This is a genomic window from Ensifer sp. GW821-FHT05G01 (assembly GCF_059419585.1).
The window spans coordinates 172202-187505 of the sequence record NZ_JBWKSC010000002.1 but is presented as its reverse complement, the minus strand read 5'-3'; the positions used below and the strand labels follow the sequence as shown (position 1 = coordinate 187505).

At 62.1% G+C, this 15304-nt stretch carries 17 protein-coding genes; 11 read left to right on the top strand and 6 right to left on the bottom strand.

Features of this window, described 5'->3' with window-relative positions:
- Positions 1-14 precede the first annotated feature (14 nt).
- Positions 15-464, bottom strand: coding sequence for a MerR family transcriptional regulator (locus AC07UR_RS06725; RefSeq protein ID WP_209789396.1), 450 nt, complete (start codon positions 462-464; stop codon positions 15-17).
- A 78-nt stretch (positions 465-542) separates the two neighbouring features.
- On the opposite strand from AC07UR_RS06725, the gene AC07UR_RS06720 reads away from it, so the two are divergent.
- The 8 genes from AC07UR_RS06720 to arsK all read left to right on the top strand — a co-directional run bounded on the left by AC07UR_RS06720 (position 543) and on the right by arsK (position 6734).
- Positions 543-1136 carry a hypothetical protein gene (locus AC07UR_RS06720; RefSeq protein WP_209789395.1) on the top strand — a complete coding sequence of 198 codons (594 nt, stop codon included), beginning with the start codon at positions 543-545 and terminating at the stop codon, positions 1134-1136.
- On the top strand, positions 1133-1519 hold the full coding sequence (locus AC07UR_RS06715; RefSeq protein WP_209789394.1) for a thioredoxin family protein: 387 nt from the start codon (positions 1133-1135) through the stop codon (positions 1517-1519). The genes AC07UR_RS06720 and AC07UR_RS06715 overlap by 4 nt, the downstream gene beginning before the upstream one ends.
- Positions 1520-1521: 2 nt before the next feature.
- Positions 1522-2232 carry a cytochrome c biogenesis CcdA family protein gene (locus AC07UR_RS06710; protein ID WP_209789393.1) on the top strand — a complete coding sequence of 237 codons (711 nt, stop codon included), beginning with the start codon at positions 1522-1524 and terminating at the stop codon, positions 2230-2232.
- Positions 2233-2306: 74 nt separating this feature from the next.
- Positions 2307-3287, top strand: coding sequence for an arsenic resistance protein (locus AC07UR_RS06705; protein WP_209789392.1), 981 nt, complete (start codon positions 2307-2309; stop codon positions 3285-3287).
- A 104-nt stretch (positions 3288-3391) separates the two neighbouring features.
- A complete protein-coding gene (locus tag AC07UR_RS06700; RefSeq protein WP_234941726.1) occupies positions 3392-3616 on the top strand; it encodes a GDCCVxC domain-containing (seleno)protein in 225 nt (74 codons plus the stop codon).
- 122 nt (positions 3617-3738) lie between these two features.
- Positions 3739-4059 (top strand): ArsR/SmtB family transcription factor, encoded by a 321-nt coding sequence (locus tag AC07UR_RS06695; protein ID WP_209789391.1) that lies wholly within the window; start codon positions 3739-3741, stop codon positions 4057-4059.
- Positions 4060-4113: 54 nt separating this feature from the next.
- Positions 4114-5517: an FAD-dependent oxidoreductase gene (locus AC07UR_RS06690; RefSeq protein WP_209789390.1), complete on the top strand. Its 1404-nt coding sequence runs from the start codon at positions 4114-4116 to the stop codon at positions 5515-5517.
- A 2-nt stretch (positions 5518-5519) separates the two neighbouring features.
- On the top strand, positions 5520-6734 hold the full coding sequence (gene arsK, locus AC07UR_RS06685; protein ID WP_209789389.1) for an arsenite efflux MFS transporter ArsK: 1215 nt from the start codon (positions 5520-5522) through the stop codon (positions 6732-6734).
- A 281-nt stretch (positions 6735-7015) separates the two neighbouring features.
- Here arsK and AC07UR_RS06680 read toward each other — a convergent pair whose 3' ends face one another.
- The 5 genes from AC07UR_RS06680 to AC07UR_RS06660 are packed head-to-tail and all read right to left on the bottom strand — an operon-like array spanning position 7016 to position 12438.
- On the bottom strand, positions 7016-8032 hold the full coding sequence (locus AC07UR_RS06680; RefSeq protein WP_209789388.1) for an ABC transporter ATP-binding protein: 1017 nt from the start codon (positions 8030-8032) through the stop codon (positions 7016-7018).
- Positions 8029-9024 carry an ABC transporter ATP-binding protein gene (locus AC07UR_RS06675; protein WP_209789387.1) on the bottom strand — a complete coding sequence of 332 codons (996 nt, stop codon included), beginning with the start codon at positions 9022-9024 and terminating at the stop codon, positions 8029-8031. The genes AC07UR_RS06680 and AC07UR_RS06675 overlap by 4 nt, the downstream gene beginning before the upstream one ends.
- Positions 9017-9925, bottom strand: a complete 909-nt coding sequence (locus AC07UR_RS06670) for an ABC transporter permease (protein WP_209789386.1) — start codon at positions 9923-9925, stop codon at positions 9017-9019. Before AC07UR_RS06670 ends, AC07UR_RS06675 begins: the two co-directional genes overlap by 8 nt.
- Complete coding sequence (locus AC07UR_RS06665) at positions 9916-10851, bottom strand: ABC transporter permease (protein ID WP_209789385.1); 936 nt, start codon at positions 10849-10851, stop codon at positions 9916-9918. The genes AC07UR_RS06670 and AC07UR_RS06665 overlap by 10 nt, the downstream gene beginning before the upstream one ends.
- A gap of 9 nt (positions 10852-10860) precedes the next feature.
- A complete protein-coding gene (locus AC07UR_RS06660) occupies positions 10861-12438 on the bottom strand; it encodes a nickel ABC transporter substrate-binding protein (protein WP_209789384.1) in 1578 nt (525 codons plus the stop codon).
- A gap of 309 nt (positions 12439-12747) precedes the next feature.
- Between AC07UR_RS06660 and AC07UR_RS06655 the strand changes: the two genes are divergently transcribed.
- The 3 genes from AC07UR_RS06655 to AC07UR_RS06645 all read left to right on the top strand — a co-directional run bounded on the left by AC07UR_RS06655 (position 12748) and on the right by AC07UR_RS06645 (position 15124).
- Positions 12748-13533: an aspartate/glutamate racemase family protein gene (locus tag AC07UR_RS06655; protein ID WP_209789383.1), complete on the top strand. Its 786-nt coding sequence runs from the start codon at positions 12748-12750 to the stop codon at positions 13531-13533.
- A 2-nt stretch (positions 13534-13535) separates the two neighbouring features.
- Positions 13536-14261, top strand: a complete 726-nt coding sequence (locus AC07UR_RS06650) for a flavin reductase family protein (protein WP_209789382.1) — start codon at positions 13536-13538, stop codon at positions 14259-14261.
- Between the two features lie 164 nt (positions 14262-14425).
- Positions 14426-15124, top strand: coding sequence for a GntR family transcriptional regulator (locus AC07UR_RS06645; protein WP_209789381.1), 699 nt, complete (start codon positions 14426-14428; stop codon positions 15122-15124).
- The last annotated feature ends 180 nt before the right edge of the window (positions 15125-15304 follow it).

The window sequence follows — 15304 nt, the reverse complement described above, 5'->3', positions numbered from 1 at the left end:
CGTGGACGCGTGCCCTACGCGCCCCCGCAACAGGATTGCGACGTCGGTTCGGCGAGTTCCCTGAAAATGACGCAGTCGCAGCTTGGGCCGCCAGCACACGCTTCGTTGCATCGATCGACGAACGCTGCGAGGCGTTTCTCCAACGCCTGCAGCTCATCGAGCTTCTGCCGCACTTCCGCCAGATGCGCTTGGGCGATGTCACGCGTCTCGATGCAGTCTCTGTCCTGGCTGATCGAGAGGTCGAGTAACACCTTCACCTGCTCGATGCCGAAGCCAAAATCCCGGCACTGCCTGATGAAAGTCAGGCGCGAAAGGTCCGCGTCCTCGTAGTAACGCTGCCCCGAAACCGAGCGCCGCGCCTTTGGAATGAGCCCAATCTCCTCGTAGTACCGGATGGTCGGCGTCGTCAGGCCTGATGCCTTGGCGAGTGCTCCGATGGTGAACACGGACATGTGAACGTTCATTGCGATCTAGCTCCCTTGCCCTTCAAGTTACTTGAAGGAGTAGGATTCGACCATTCACGATTGAGGGAGATCGAGAGAATGAACAATACGACCAAACTCGCGGGCGTGGGCCTCGTTGCCTGCGCCGCCTGTTGCGCGGCCCCGCTGCTGACAGTCGCCGCCGGAGCGAGTGTCGCCGCGGGGGCCACCGCCACCTGGGGGTCACTGGCGCTCTTGGTCTTGCTGCCTTTGGGAAGTCTGCTCCTACTTTCCCGCAGGCAGGCCACCGGGCGCGAGGGCACTTTTGCGATGTCCACTGTGGGTCAGTGTGGCTGCGAATCGTGCTCCACCGAGGAGAAAAAGGACGCGCCCATCGCCTGCACGCTGGACGCGGGTGACTTCAAGACCTGCACGGCACAGATCGAGGCGCTCGCATCGCGCCACCTGCGGCACGTGTCTAGGCAGCCGCTGTCAATCGAACTGACCTACGCGACCGAAGCCTTGGACGAGTTGCGCGACCTTGTCCGCAAGGAGACGGAATGCTGCGCGTTCCTCGACTTCTATCTCACGGAGACCCGCGAGGGCGTGAGCCTCAAGATCACCGCGCCCGAGGCGGCCCGCGATGCCGCCGACACGCTCTTCGCCCACTTTGCGCCGCCTTCCATATCCAAACATCTGGAGATCGCACGATGAACCGCCGCCTGTTCCTTTCCACCGCATCCGCCCTTCTTCTAACGCTGTCGGCAGGACCGATTGCCATTGCTGCCGAAGACCTCGTTCCTGGCTTCAACGAGGCAGCCGCAGCCGGAGTGCCGGTGCTTGTCCACGTCACAGCGCCTTGGTGCGAAGTCTGCCAGGCGCAGAAGCCCGTCGTCGCCAAGCTGGTCGGCAATGGTGACTTCGCGTCGATGAAAAAGTTCGAAGTCGACTACGACAGCCAGAAGGACGTCCTTCAAAAGCTGAGGGTGCAGTCGCAGAGCACCATGGTCCTCTTTAAGAACGGAAAGGAGATCGACAGGAGCATTGGCGTCAGCGATCCGGCTGAGATCGAGGCCTTCCTGCGCAAGGCGCTCTGACAATGGCAGCACTCGCCTTCCTCGCGGGCATCCTGTCGATCCTGTCGCCCTGCGTCCTGCCGCTCGTACCGGTCGTGATGGCGGGTGCGGCGGCCGAGCATAGGGCCGCCCCGCTCGCGCTGGCTGCTGGCGTCGCCATCTCGTTCACGGCGATAGGCGTGTTTGTCGCGACGATAGGATTCTCCATCGGTCTTGACATGACGCTGTTCAGGATGGCCTCCGCTGTGCTGCTCATCCTCGTCGGCGCGGTGCTCGTCGTCCCGCAACTTCAGGCGAAGTTCGCGACGGCTGCCGCGCCGCTCAGCGACTGGACGCAAAGCCGCTTCCGTGGAATGTCCAGCTCCGGGATCGGAGGCCAGTTCGGCGTTGGACTGCTGCTCGGAGCCGTTTGGACTCCCTGCGTCGGCCCCACTCTGGGCGCAGCCTCGGTCATGGCCGCAAGAGGCGAGAACCTCTGGTCCGTCAGCGCAACGATGCTTGCCTTCGGCGTTGGGGCCGCGCTGCCGTTGCTGCTGCTCGGCTCGCTATCGCGGGAGGCCCTGGCCCGCTGGCGCGGCAACATCACGAGATCGGCGGGCGGCCTGAAGATCGCGTTGGGCATTCTTTTGATCCTGGCGGGAACGATGACGCTCACCGGAAGCGACAGGGTGCTGCAAACGGCACTCGAAGGCGCGATGCCGAAATGGCTGCTGACGCTGACCACGAAAATATGAGGCGATCTGGGTGGTTATCCAGTTGATTGCATGAAACATTGCCGCCAATCACCTGAAAGAGGAAAGCAGTCCGTTTGACCAGCCTCCGCGAGATCCTCGAAAAACACCAAGTCGGCATCTACTTCTGCGCCGTGGTCCTGGCGACGGTCGTCGCGCTTATCATCCCCGGCACAACGGCATTGGAGGTCGGCATCAATCCTGCCCTCGCGCTGATGCTGTTTGTGACCTTCCTTCAGGTTCCGCTCGCCGATCTGCGGCAGGCATTCTCCCGCGTCAGGTTTCTCGCGGTCCTGCTCGTCACCAACTTTCTGGTCGTCCCCGCCATCGTGGCGGCGCTCGTCCAGTTCCTGCCTGCCGATCCCATGCTGCGTCTCGGCGTATTGCTGGTGCTACTTACCCCCTGCATCGACTATGTCGTCACGTTCTCGCATCTCGGCCGCGCCGACGCCCGGCTCCTGCTCGCGGCGACGCCCGCGCTTCTGATCGTCCAGATGGTGCTCCTGCCGGGCTATCTGGCGTTGTTCCTGGGCTCCGAAGCGGCCGCACTCGTTCAGGTTGGACCGTTCGTACACGCGTTCGTCTGGCTCATTGTGGTTCCCCTGACACTTGCCGTGTTCGTCCAGCTTTGGGCTGGCAGAAGTGCTGTCGCCGCGCGCATCTCCGCGGCACTGGGCCTGCTGCCCGTTCCGGCGACCGCCGTCGTGCTCTTTGTCGTCGTCGCTGCAGTGGTCCCGCAGCTAGGTCCGGCCCTCGATGATGCCTTGCGAGTATTGCCGATCTACGTGGCCTTCGCCGTCGTCGCCCCCGTGGCGGGTTGGGCCACCGCCAGGATGTTCCACCTCAACGTGCCGTCGGCGCGGTCAGTCGCCTTCAGTGCCGCCACGCGCAACTCTCTGGTCGTTCTGCCGCTTGCCCTTGCCGTTCCCGATGCCCTCCCCGTGCTTCCCGCAATCATCGTAACGCAGACGCTGGTCGAGCTGGTCAGCGAACTGATCTACGTACGCGTCGCTCCGAAGCTTGGCCGTTGGCCGGCCACGTCCGTAGGGACCTCCTGAGTCCGTGGGCGAGATTCAAATGATCTTGGGCGCCGAGACCGCCAACGACCTATTGCATCGCCCCGCGGCTGCATTCCGACGTTAAAACCAGAGAAGGATTCGTGATGGAGCTGCGCTCGACTTTGACTTGCCCACATTGCGGAAAGCAGGCGACCGAAACCATGCCAACGGATGCTTGCCAGTTCTTCTACGACTGTACGGGCTGTGAAGCGGTCTTGCGGCCAAAGGACGGAGATTGCTGCGTGTTTTGCTCTTATGGCTCAGTACCATGTCCGCCGATCCAGGAGGCGCGGAGAAGCGGAACGGGCGGCAACTGTTGCTCTGATTGATCGCACGGCAGATGACTTACCACCGTACATCTGAGCTACATGCTTGGCCTCGGCATGGCTTATTTTTGCATTTGTCGAAATAGGCTTTGACACGCGACATCGCCCGCGATACCGCTATTTCCATGATTATCGAAAAAGCAGCATCTCAGCTCGAGGCCCTCGGAAACGTGACGCGTCTCCGCATCTATCGCGCGCTGGTTCGCGCCGGCGACGACGGCCTTCCCGTCGGGCGGCTGCAGGAGAAGCTCGACATCCCGGCCTCCACGCTCTCGCACCATCTGAAGCGGCTCGTGGATACTGGACTGGTGGTCCAGGACCGTCAGGCGACGACCCTGATTTGCACCGCCCACTACCGCAACATGAACGCGCTTGTCGGCTATCTCGTCGACGAGTGCTGCATCGACGCCGGGTGCGCCAAGCGTCCCGAGAAGGCGGCTGTGTAAGCCCCTTTTTTGCGCATTTATTTCGAACCTTCTGGAAATACAAAAGGAGACCACATGACCTCGATTGAAAATCTCCCTGTCGCCGTCATCGGCGCTGGTCCCGTCGGACTTGCCGCCGCCGCGCGCCTCGTCGAGCGCGGCATCGAGCCGTTGATCCTGGAACGAGGTAAGAGCGTCGGCGCTGCGATGCTAGAGTGGGGCCACGTAAGGGTCTTCTCTCCATGGAGGTACAACATCGATGCGGCCGCGCGAAACCTCCTCGAGGCGTTCGACTGGGATGCGCCTGCGCCGAACCATCTGCCGAACGGCCGAGAAATCGTTGAAGACTACCTAGCGCCGCTTTCGCGTGTCCCAGCGATTGCGAAAGGATTGAAGCTCGGGGCGACGGTGACCGCCGTCGCGCGCCACGGCTTGGACAAGGTATCCTCGGACGGGCGTGTCGGCAGACCGTTCCTCGTGCGCTACTCCGACACACTCGGAGAGCACGACGTTGCCGTCCGAGCCGTCATCGATGCTTCCGGCACATGGACGCAACCGAACCCCATGGGCATAAGTGGTCTCCCGGTACGGGGCGAACGCTCTACAGATAAGGTTTCATACGGTATCCCCGACGTCGCCGGCGCGCGCCGGGCAGACTTCATCGGTAAGCGTGTGCTCGTGGTCGGAGGCGGCCATTCCGCGATCAACGTCGCCCTGGCGCTGATGGAACTGCAGCAGACCGAACCCAAAACCGAAATCTTCTGGGCGCTCCGCCACAGCGGAGTCGAGCGTCTTCTCGGTGGAGGATTGAATGACCAGCTTCCGGAACGCGGAGCCCTCGGGCTGGCCGCCAAGCGCGCCATCGCCGATGGGCGTCTGAACATGCTGACCGGGTTCGCGGCGGAAAGCATCGCGATCGACGGCAGTAGCCTTGTGATCGGGGCCACGGCGGGCGATGGGCCGATCAGTCTTGCTGTCGATCAGGTCGTCGTCACGACCGGGTTCAGGCCTGACTTCTCGTTCCTCCGGGAACTGAGGGTCGAGGTCAATCCCGCTGTCGAAGCGCCACCCGCGCTCGCTCCGCTCATCGATCCGAACCTGCACTCCTGTGGCACGGTACCACCGCACGGCGTCGAAGAACTCAGACATCCGGAGAAGGATTTCTTCATCGTCGGCTCGAAATCCTACGGCCGCGCGCCGACCTTCCTGATGCTCACCGGATACGAGCAGGTACGATCGGTCGTCGCCGAGATTGCAGGCGACCATGCGGCCGCACGACAGGTCGAGCTTGTCCTTCCGGAAACGGGCGTGTGTAGTGCGGATCCTGTCACTACCTCATCGGCCGGCTGCTGCGGCGGTCCCGCGCCGGTGGAAGTTGACGCGTGCTGCGTCGCAGACGCTGTCGCGAAATCCTCTGGCAGATCGGGCTGTGGCTGCGGTAGCTCGCCACGGCCCGAAGCCGTCAGCGAGGGTGTCTGACGATGGAAAGCAAACTGCCTGTGTGGACAGTCTGGGGCCTGGGTGCCACGCAGGTCATTGGATACGGCACCCTCTACTACGCCTTCAGCATCCTGGTGCCGGACATTGCTCGAGATATCGGTCGATCACAGGAATGGGTGTTCGGGGCCTTCTCCATCGCCCTGTTCGTCGGCAGCCTTGCCGCGCCTGTGGCGGGGCATCTTGCTGACAGGTTCGGAGCAGGACGGCTCATGGCCACAGGCTCCGTTCTTGCCGCCCTGTCGCTCTGCCTGACGGCGTTCGCACCGGGAGCGACGACGTTCGCCTTGGGACTGGCGCTCACGGAGGTTGTGTCCACGGCGGTCCTTTACGCCGTGGCATTCACCGCCATCGTCCAGGTGGGCGGTCGCACAGCGCAGACGTCGATAGTCCACCTGACCCTGATAGCAGGATTCGCATCGTCGGTGTTCTGGCCGCTGACCTCGTGGCTTCACGGGTATCTGTCCTGGCGCGAGATCTATCTGCTCTTTGCCGCAATGAACCTTCTGGTCTGCCTTCCGGTTCATCTTGCATTGGGGCGGCTAACGTCCAGATCCGCTCCGGCGGTGGCAGCCACGACCACCGCGCCCGGGGACCAACATCGCGCGAATGGAAGCATGCTGGTGTTTTCCCTCATGCTGGTCGGCTTTGCCGTCGAAGGATACGCCCTCTCGGCGATCCTGGTTCACATGGTTCCGCTGACCCAGGCGCTCGGTCTTGGAGCGGCGGGATTGCTGGTGGCGTCGCTGTTTGGTCCGGCCCAGGTCGCCAGCCGTCTGACCAATCTGGGCTTTGGCAAGGAGCTATCCCAGCGCTGGCTCGCAGTCATTGCGACGGCGCTTCTGCCGATCGGCTTGATGATCCTGCTCTTGACCACGCCCTGGGGACCCGGAGCGGTGTTGTTCGCGATCTGCTTCGGTCTTGGGTCCGGCCTGACGAGCATTGTCGGCGGCACCCTGCCACTCGAACTGTTCGGCCGCGAAGGATACGGGCGGCGGCTTGGCTGGTGCACCTCCGCCAAGCAACTGACGTCCGCCATCGCCCCCGTCGCGATGGCGGTCTCAATGGGTGGTCTGGGTGTCGTGCACTCGCTTTGGATTACAGGCGCCGTCGGCATGGCGGGCGCCGCTGCATTTCTGGCGATCGTCATTGTCACAGCCGCGCAACGTGGGCCAAAGGCGACCGAGAGTCCCGCCTGATACGTTTCGAACGCGAATCCTACCACTGTTAGCGGTAGCAGGATTCGCGGCGAGGCCCTGCTTCGGCGTGCCGCACTTCATTCCGTCGCGTAAACTTCCGGTTTCTTGCCGTGATGACAAAAAAGAGCCCCGCGCGATGGCGGGGCAGTCGCGCATCCCCAGCTTTAAAGGATGCGAGGGAACTGTGGGCTTCGGATAGACGGGCTATCTCCCGGCCGGCAACGCCCAAGCGCGCCGTCGCGGGCATCCTTTGCTAGGCCATCTGCTAGTGCTCCCAGGCCCTATGCAGCCGACACCTCATGCTGAACGAGAGCCGAACGCTTGCCGCGATGAAGATCCACCGCGAAAGTGCAGGCGGCACTGTGACCCGGCAGAAGGACACGGGACGGCGGCAAAGCCTTGGCACAGTCGTCCACCGCCAGGGGGCAGCGGGTCCGGAACCGGCAGCCCGACGGCGGGTTTGTCGGACTGGGGACTTCGCCGATCATCAACGGGCCCCTGCGGTGCTTTTCGATCCGTGGATCCACCTCGGGCGCGGATGCCAGCAGCATCTGCGAATAGGGATGGCTCGGGCGGTCGTAGAGTTCCTGAGACGAGCCGTGTTCGACGATCTTGCCGAGATACATGACATAGACCCGCGAGGCGGCCTGCCGCACCAGTGCCAGATCATGGGCAATGAACAGGCATGCCACATCCAGATCCTTTTGCAGCCGCAGGAACAGGTTCATCACCTGGGCACGGATCGAAAGATCGAGCGCGCTCACCGGCTCGTCGCAGATCAGCACGCGCGGGTTCACAGCAAGCGATCTAGCGATTGCCACGCGCTGACGTTGGCCGCCCGAGAGTTCGCGCGTATGACGGTCTCTGACGGCGGACGCCAGGCCGACCTGGTCCAGAAGCTCCTTCGTCCGGCGATCCCGTTCCTCTGGCGATCTGGTGCCGGCGATCACAAGAGCTTCATCGATCGCCTCGCCCACCGTCTGGCGATCGTTCAGCGACGAATACGGATCCTGGAAGACGTATTGCAACGCCCGACGGCTGTCGCGAAGGGCTGCGCCCGAGAGACCGCTGAGGTCGACGCCATCGAGCAGCACACGTCCGCTGCTCGCCTTCTCGAGCCCGACGATCGTGCGTCCGAGCGTCGACTTGCCACAGCCGGATTCACCGACAAGGCCGACGATTTCACCCGGATAGAGCTCGATCGAAACGTCGTCGACGGCGTGGACGAATTTGCCTCGCTGAACGCTCTTGAAACGAGTCTGCAGATTTTCGACTTTGAGAACAGGTGCTTGGGTCATGCGGCAGCCTTTCCTTGATTGACGACCGGGCAAGCCACGAGAACCGCGCTGTCGTCCGACCGGACCAACGGGGGGCGGCTATTGCTGCATGCGGGGACGGCGAGCTCGCAACGCGGCGCAAGCGCGCAGCCCTTGATCGGTGCACCAAGCGTCGGCGGAATGCCGGGCAGCCCGCGGAACTCCGACCCGATCGGGTCCTCCCGCCTCGGTATCGCGTTGATCAGCCCCCTTGTGTACGGGTGACGCGGGCTGACCAGCACCTTGTCGACTGGACCGCATTCTGCGGCACGCGCCGCGTACATGACGACGATGTTGTCGGCGGCACCCGCGACCACGCCCATGTCGTGGGTGATCAACACCATCGCCATGTTGAGCCGACGCTGCACGTCCTTGAGCAACCGCAGGATCTGCGCCTGAACCGTCACGTCGAGCGCGGTTGTCGGCTCGTCGGCGATCAGCAGCTTCGGCTCGCCCGCAAGCGCAATGGCGATGACGATGCGTTGACGCAAGCCACCGGAGAGCTCGTGCGGATATTGCCGCAACCGTGCCACCGGGTCGGAGATCCCGACGAGCTTGACCAGTTCGAGGGCGCGCGCCTCGGCGGCCTTCGGCGTCATATTCAGATGCAATTCGGCCATCTCGGCAATCTGCCGCCCGATCCGGCGCACCGGGTTGAGGGCACTCATCGGATCCTGGAAGATGAAGCCGACGGACTTGCCGCGCAGCTTCTGGATCTCAGGCTCGGGCAGCCCGATCAGCTCGCGTCCTTCGAGCTTGACGGATCCCGAGAGCATCGTCGTCACGCCTGTTGGCATCAGGCCGAGCGGTGCGAAATTCATCACCGTCTTGCCGCTACCGCTCTCGCCGACAATGGCGAGACACTCGCCCTGGCGGACCGAATAGCTGACACCGTCTACGGGACGGACTGCGGATTTCGCTGTCAGCAAGTTGACGGTCAGATTGCTGACTTCAAGGAGCGCTTCGTCATGCATCGGAATTCTCCTTGCTCCAGCTTCCAACCTCGGCGCGGCGGAGTGCCAGCATGCGCCGGGTCAGCGGCTTCGGAATGCGGTTAAGCGCGATGGACTCGCCGAGTGTGTTGAAGCCGATCACGGCGGCCGTTAGAGCGAGGCCTGGAAGCAGAACCTGGCGCGGATCGGATTCGAGATAGGGCAGCGCATCGACGAGCATCTGCCCCCACTCCGGCGTCGGCGGCTGGATGCCAAGACCAAGGAAGCTCAGTGTCGCGACCGCCAGCGCAGCCGTGCCGGCATCGGCCGTGGCATAGACCATCACAGAGCCGATGGTGCCCGGCAGAAGGTGACCAAAATAGATGCGCCAGGGGCTGGCTCCGAGCACACGTAGGGCCTCGATATGCGGCTTGCTCATGATGCTGACGGCGACAGCCCGGCTGATGCGGCCGCTCATGGGCCACCAGGCAAGCGCCAGCGCCAGCACCATCGTCCAGTATCCTGGGCCGACGATGCCGATGACGGCGAGCGAGATGATCAGGCTCGGTACGGACAAGCCGACATCGACGACGCGCATCAGCAGGTCATCCACCCAGCCGCGATGATAGCCGGCGATCGTTCCGAGCAGGATGCCGATAGTCATGGCAACGCCGAGAACCGAACCGACGCTGACGAGCGAGGTGTTCGCGGCAATGATGAGCCGGCTGAAAGTGTCGCGTCCGAGGTGGTCGGTCCCGAGCCAGTGGGCGGCGGACGGACCAAGCCCCGCCTCCAGCAGGTTCTGGGTGCTCGGATCCTGGGGCGCAAGCCAGGGCGCGAAGGTTCCGAGCGCGAGGAAGAGGCCGATGGTGATCAGTGCCGCGCGCGGCATCTTGTTCAATCGGGCCAGAATGGGATTGAGCATGTTCATGATCAGCTCCATTGGCGACGGATGCGTGGATCGGTCAAAAGAACCGCTAGATCGACGATCAGGTTCACCACGATGAAGAAAGTGAGGAAGATGAGCAGGCAGGCCTGCACCACCATGAAGTCGCGGAAGCGCACGCCGGCGAGGAAATAATCCCCCACGCCCTGCCAGGCGAAGAGCGGTTCGACGATGATCGCGGTTGCAGTCATCAAACCGACCTGGGTGCCGAGTGCATTGATGAAGAGCGGCGTGATGTTGGGCAGCGCCTCGCGGAAGAGGATCGCCGTGCGGCCCAGGCCCTTGCTCTTTGCAGTCAGAACGAAGGGGCTGGTCATTGCTTCCTCCAAACCGACCCGCACGACGCGACTGAGGACGGCCGCCGGCAGAACCGCGACGGTGAGCCACGGCAGGATCCAGCTTTTCGGGCCGGCGAACCCGAACGACGGCAGAAGCTGGAAGGTAACGGAGAAAGCGTAGATCATCAGCGCGCCGACAAAGAACGTCGGGGTTGACGCGCCGAGGAGCGCCAGACCGCGCGAGACGCGGTCCGGCAATCTGTAGGGCCAAAAGGCTCCGAGGAACCCGAGAGCCAGGCTGATGAGAGTGGCGATCACGGCCGAGCCCGCAATCAGCGTACCGGTCACGAGCATCCGGTTGGCGAGATCCGCGCTGACGTCCTGTCCGGTTCTATAGGAGATGCCAAAGTCTCCGCGAACCGCATCGCCAAGCCAATCCACGTAGCGCATCAGCAGTGGCTTGTTCAGTCCTATCTCTTCTTCGACCTGTTCAACATAACCGGGTGTGGCGACGGCTCCCCGCAACTCGGCAATCAGAACGGCAACATTGCCGGGTGCCGATACGACGAGAGTGAAGCAAACCACGGATGCCATGAACAATAGGACCAAGGAGTGCTTCAGCCGCTTGCTGATGAAGTGGATCAAGATACCCTCCTATTCGTCCAGCAGAATGTTTTCGTAGGGCATGTCGTATTCGGTGACCGGGCTGGTGAAGCCGTGGACCCGCTGCGAATGCGCCCAAATGCTCGGCACGTAGACGAGCGGCGCAATCGCGTCGTTGTCTCTCAGCCAGTCGTAGACCTTCTGAATGGTCGGCTGGATCTGATCCCCGGTCGCGGCCGTCGCCGCATTGATCAACGGATCGAGGTTGACCGGATCGGTCACCAGCTTGCCCTCGACGTCATTCTTGAAAGTCGACAGGCAGAGCGCCACGATCGAGCCGAACGGATCGTATGGCGCGCCATAGGTGAGGAAGAAGCCGAGGTCGTACTTCTGCTCTAGCATATCCGTGTGCTTGGAGGCGTGGTCGACCGAACGGATGACGAGGTCGATACCGATCTCCTTCATCTCGGACTGGATGACTTCGGCGATAACGCGCGACCCCGGCACTGCGTCGGGGCTGACGACGAGTTCGAGCGTCAGCGGCTTGCCGTCCTTTGACCGGATCGGGCTACCCGTCCAACCGGCCTTTTCGAGCAAGGCCGATGCGGCCGCAACGTCGCGGACGGGAGCATCATACTGCGTCCCGGCATAGGGCAAGGCACCAGAGAACATGTTGCCTGCGGGCTTGGCGTAACCGTGGTAGAGCACCTTGGAGATCGCCGCGCGGTCGATGCCGATGCTGACAGCCTTACGCACTTGCGAATCCTTGAGCGCCTCGGCGCGATCAGGATTGAACGCCAAGACCAGCGTGACGTTGCCGGGATCGACGACCACGTTTAAGCCCGCCCCCTCGAGCTGCTTGCCCTCTTCCGGCGTCAGCGGCGCAATCCAGAAACCGCCGATCAGGTCGATTTCGCCGGCGCGAAGCGCCGCGACGCGCGACCGAGCGTCGGGGATGACCTTGGCTTCAAGGCGCTCGTAGGACGGCAGTTGACCCCAATAGCCTTCGTGGTGCTCGAAGACGCTCTGCGTATCATCCGCGCTGACCTGGCGCCAGGGGCCTGTTCCGACTGGATCCTTGAACTTGCCGTCGGCGCCAACCGACTTGGGCGAAAGGAAACGCGTCGGCCGCGTATAGGAAAGCTCCTGCATCAGCGCGAGCACCGGCTCCTTAAAGTGCAGGGTGATGTTGTAGTCGTCGACCACGTCCAGTGACTGGAAGTGCTTGGAGCAATTCATCCAACTGAACTGGTCGAGACCCATCCAGCGCTCGAGATTCCATTTGCACGAGGCGGCGTCGAATTTAGTGCCGTCCTGGAACGTCACACCCTCGCGCAGCGTCAGATGCAGCGTCTTGCCTCCGTCTGCGATTTTCCAGTCGGTCGCAAGGCAAGGTTCTATCTGACCGCCCTTGCCGTACTTCACGAGCGGCTCGAACATCAGATCCTGGATCGCCCAGATGGCATAGTGGCTTTGCGGATCGAGGTTGCCGGCAGGTTTCGCGATAGCAACCCTGAGCGTGCCCGCGGCACCTTGCGCATAGGCGATTTTCGACAATGCACCCTGTGCGATGGCCAAGCCGATAGCGCCGGCCGCCCCTTGCAGGAACGTACGTCTATTCACTGACATGAGTTTTTTCCTCCGTTTGGGCGCTCCTCGCGCCGTCGATACAAGCGGCCTCCACACCGTTTTGTATAGACATTAAGGACTTTCTCATGTATACAATTTTGCGTCAAGATCGTATTTTGTATTGTCGACATTTTGGCCGACAAACAAAAATTCGACAGGCATCAGGAGGGGAATAGGCTGGAACCATCGGCTCTATCGCCGCACTTGGCATGCAGCCAAGCACCGTAGCCGAGCTACATGGGGCATCTGAAATGCCCCGACGCCTTCAACAATATCGATAATTATTGTATACAATCCGGGAGGGAATGAATGCTGATCAAACTCATAAATCCGAATACCACCTCAACCATGACAGAGCGTATGGGTGATACCGCCCGAACGGTTGCTGCTGCCGGAAGCAAAATCATCCTGGCGACGTCGCGCTCGGGTGCCGCCTCGATCGAGGGGCACTACGACGAGGCTTTGAGCGTGGTGGGCGTGATCGACGAGATCGCGCAAGGGGAGACGGCAGACGCATACATCATCGGCTGCTTCGGCGATCCCGGCCTGCTCGCCGCGCGCGAAATCACCGCTTCACCAGTCCTGGGCATTGCCGAAGCTGCCATGCATGCCGCAACGTTCGTGGCGACGAGTTTCTCGATCGTGACGACCCTTGAGCGTACTCGGATCATCTCCGAACACCTCGTCCGTAGCTACGGCATGCAGCACCATTGCCGGCGCGTGCGTGCCACTGACGTGCCCGTACTTGACCTTGAAAAGCTGGATTCGACGGCGGATGCTGCGATATTGGCGGAGTGTCAGAAGGCTCTGAGCGAGGATCGTGCGGAGGCGATCGTGCTCGGTTGCGCTGGCATGTCAAACCTCGTGGAGCGCTTGCAGCAGCGGCTGAGCGTTCCCGTCATCGACGGAGTTGCAGCCGCGGTCAAGTTCGCCGAAGCGATTGTGGGCATGGGCCTGCGGACCTCGAAGGTTGGAGATCTGGCCTACCCGTTGCCGAAAGCCTACGCCGGAAAATTGGCGGAATACGCCCCGGCCGGTCTCAAGCTGCGCGACAACATCAACCTTGCAGCACTCGCAACAGCAGTACGGAGCTAGTCATGGATTTCGATTTTACCGAGTTGCCGGAAAAGGATCGCTACCGCCTGCTTTGCAGCTTCGTCGGACCGAGGCCGATTGCGCTCGTCACCACCATTGACGAGCAGGGCTGCAAGAACGCCGCGCCCATGAGCTTCTTCAACGTGTTCTCACACGATCCGCCACTGTTGATCCTTGGCATGCAGACACGCCCGGACGGCAACTCGAAGGACACGGTGGCGAATATCCGTCGGTCGGGCGAATTCGTCGTCCATATGGTGGACATGGCCATCGCCAAGGAGATGATCATTACCGGCATCAACTTCCCGAGCGACGTCGACGAGATTGAGGTCTCCGGGCTGACGAGCGTGCCTTCCGTCAAAGTCGCACCGCCGCGTATCCGGGAATCGCCCTGCGCCATGGAGTGCCGCGTGTCCCAAATCCTCGACTACGGCCTCCGCTCGATCGTCATTGGCGAAGTCGTCCAGATGCATGTTCGCGACGAATGCCTCGATGCGAGTGGCCGCTATGTCCTTCCGGAAGTCTATCAGCCCATCGCCCGCTTGCATGCCAACAACTACATCGTCGCCGACAATCAGTTCGTGCTGACAAAACCGGACGAGTTCGCTCACCACGATATCGTTGCCGGCTACGGCGGACCGTTGCCCGAGGCGAAGGATCGGTCAAAACCGAGTGTCCCGTCTGCGTCCGGTAGACAGAACCCCAATGGAACGGCCGAGCGACCTTAACGCTTCGGCGTGCCGAAGCGCCTATTTGGACGTGGCGCTTCGGTCACCAACCCGATCCCCTGCTGGAAGTATCGACGATACTTTGCCTGGAGGGCCATACACCGGCTAGACGCACAACCAGGAAGATAATACATCGCGGGTTTAAGCTGTTTCGAGACAAGTCCATGTTCAAAGACGACCGATCCGCGGAGAAGCAGACCAGTTGGTGGCCGATCTATGTCGCGCTGCGCGATGCGATCGTCAGTCATCGGCTGGCACCCGGGACGAAGCTGCCCGAGGATGAACTGGCATCAATCTACGACGTCAGCCGAACCGTTGTCCGATCGGCACTGCAGGCGCTGACCCACGATCGGCTCGCGCAACTCCAGCCGAACCGGGGCACCTTCATTTCCAGTCCGACCAAGCAGGAGGCGCGCGAGGTCTTTGAAGCGCGGCTCTTGATCGAGCCGAAAGTTGCAGCCATCGCCGCAGAAGTCGCCAAGAAGTCGGATGTCGCCAAGCTGCGCCGGCACATGGAGGCCGAGCACGAGGCCGTCGGCTCCGGCGACGCAAGCAACGCTATCGCAGCATCCGCGCAATTCCATATAGAGATCGCCGAGATCGCCAATCACACCGTGCTCACGAATTTCGTTCGCGAACTCGTCTCCAGCTCGTCCCTCGTGGTCGCGCTTTACTGGAAGAAGCGCGAGACGACCTGCGAAAGCCATGCTCATGCGGCTTTGGTCGAGGCGATCGCCGAGGGAAACGCCTCTCAATCCGCCGAGTTGATGAAAAGCCACCTGGAGGATGTCCTTTCAGGGCTCGACGTTGGCCTCGCGGCAACTAAGCAGGAACGGCTCGCGGACATTCTCCGGGCACGCTGATCCGGCACTTGAAGAGGGCCATTGCGGTTGGCGGAGACGCCCGAAGTCACCGACATAGTCGAACCGTCTCAAATCTCCGCAAGGCAGAGAGGCGTCGAGAATGTCCACCTGTTGACGTGACCGCAACGGAAGCGGAAAATTGATGGGTCGCTGAACTAGAGACAAGACGAAGGTTCCCCT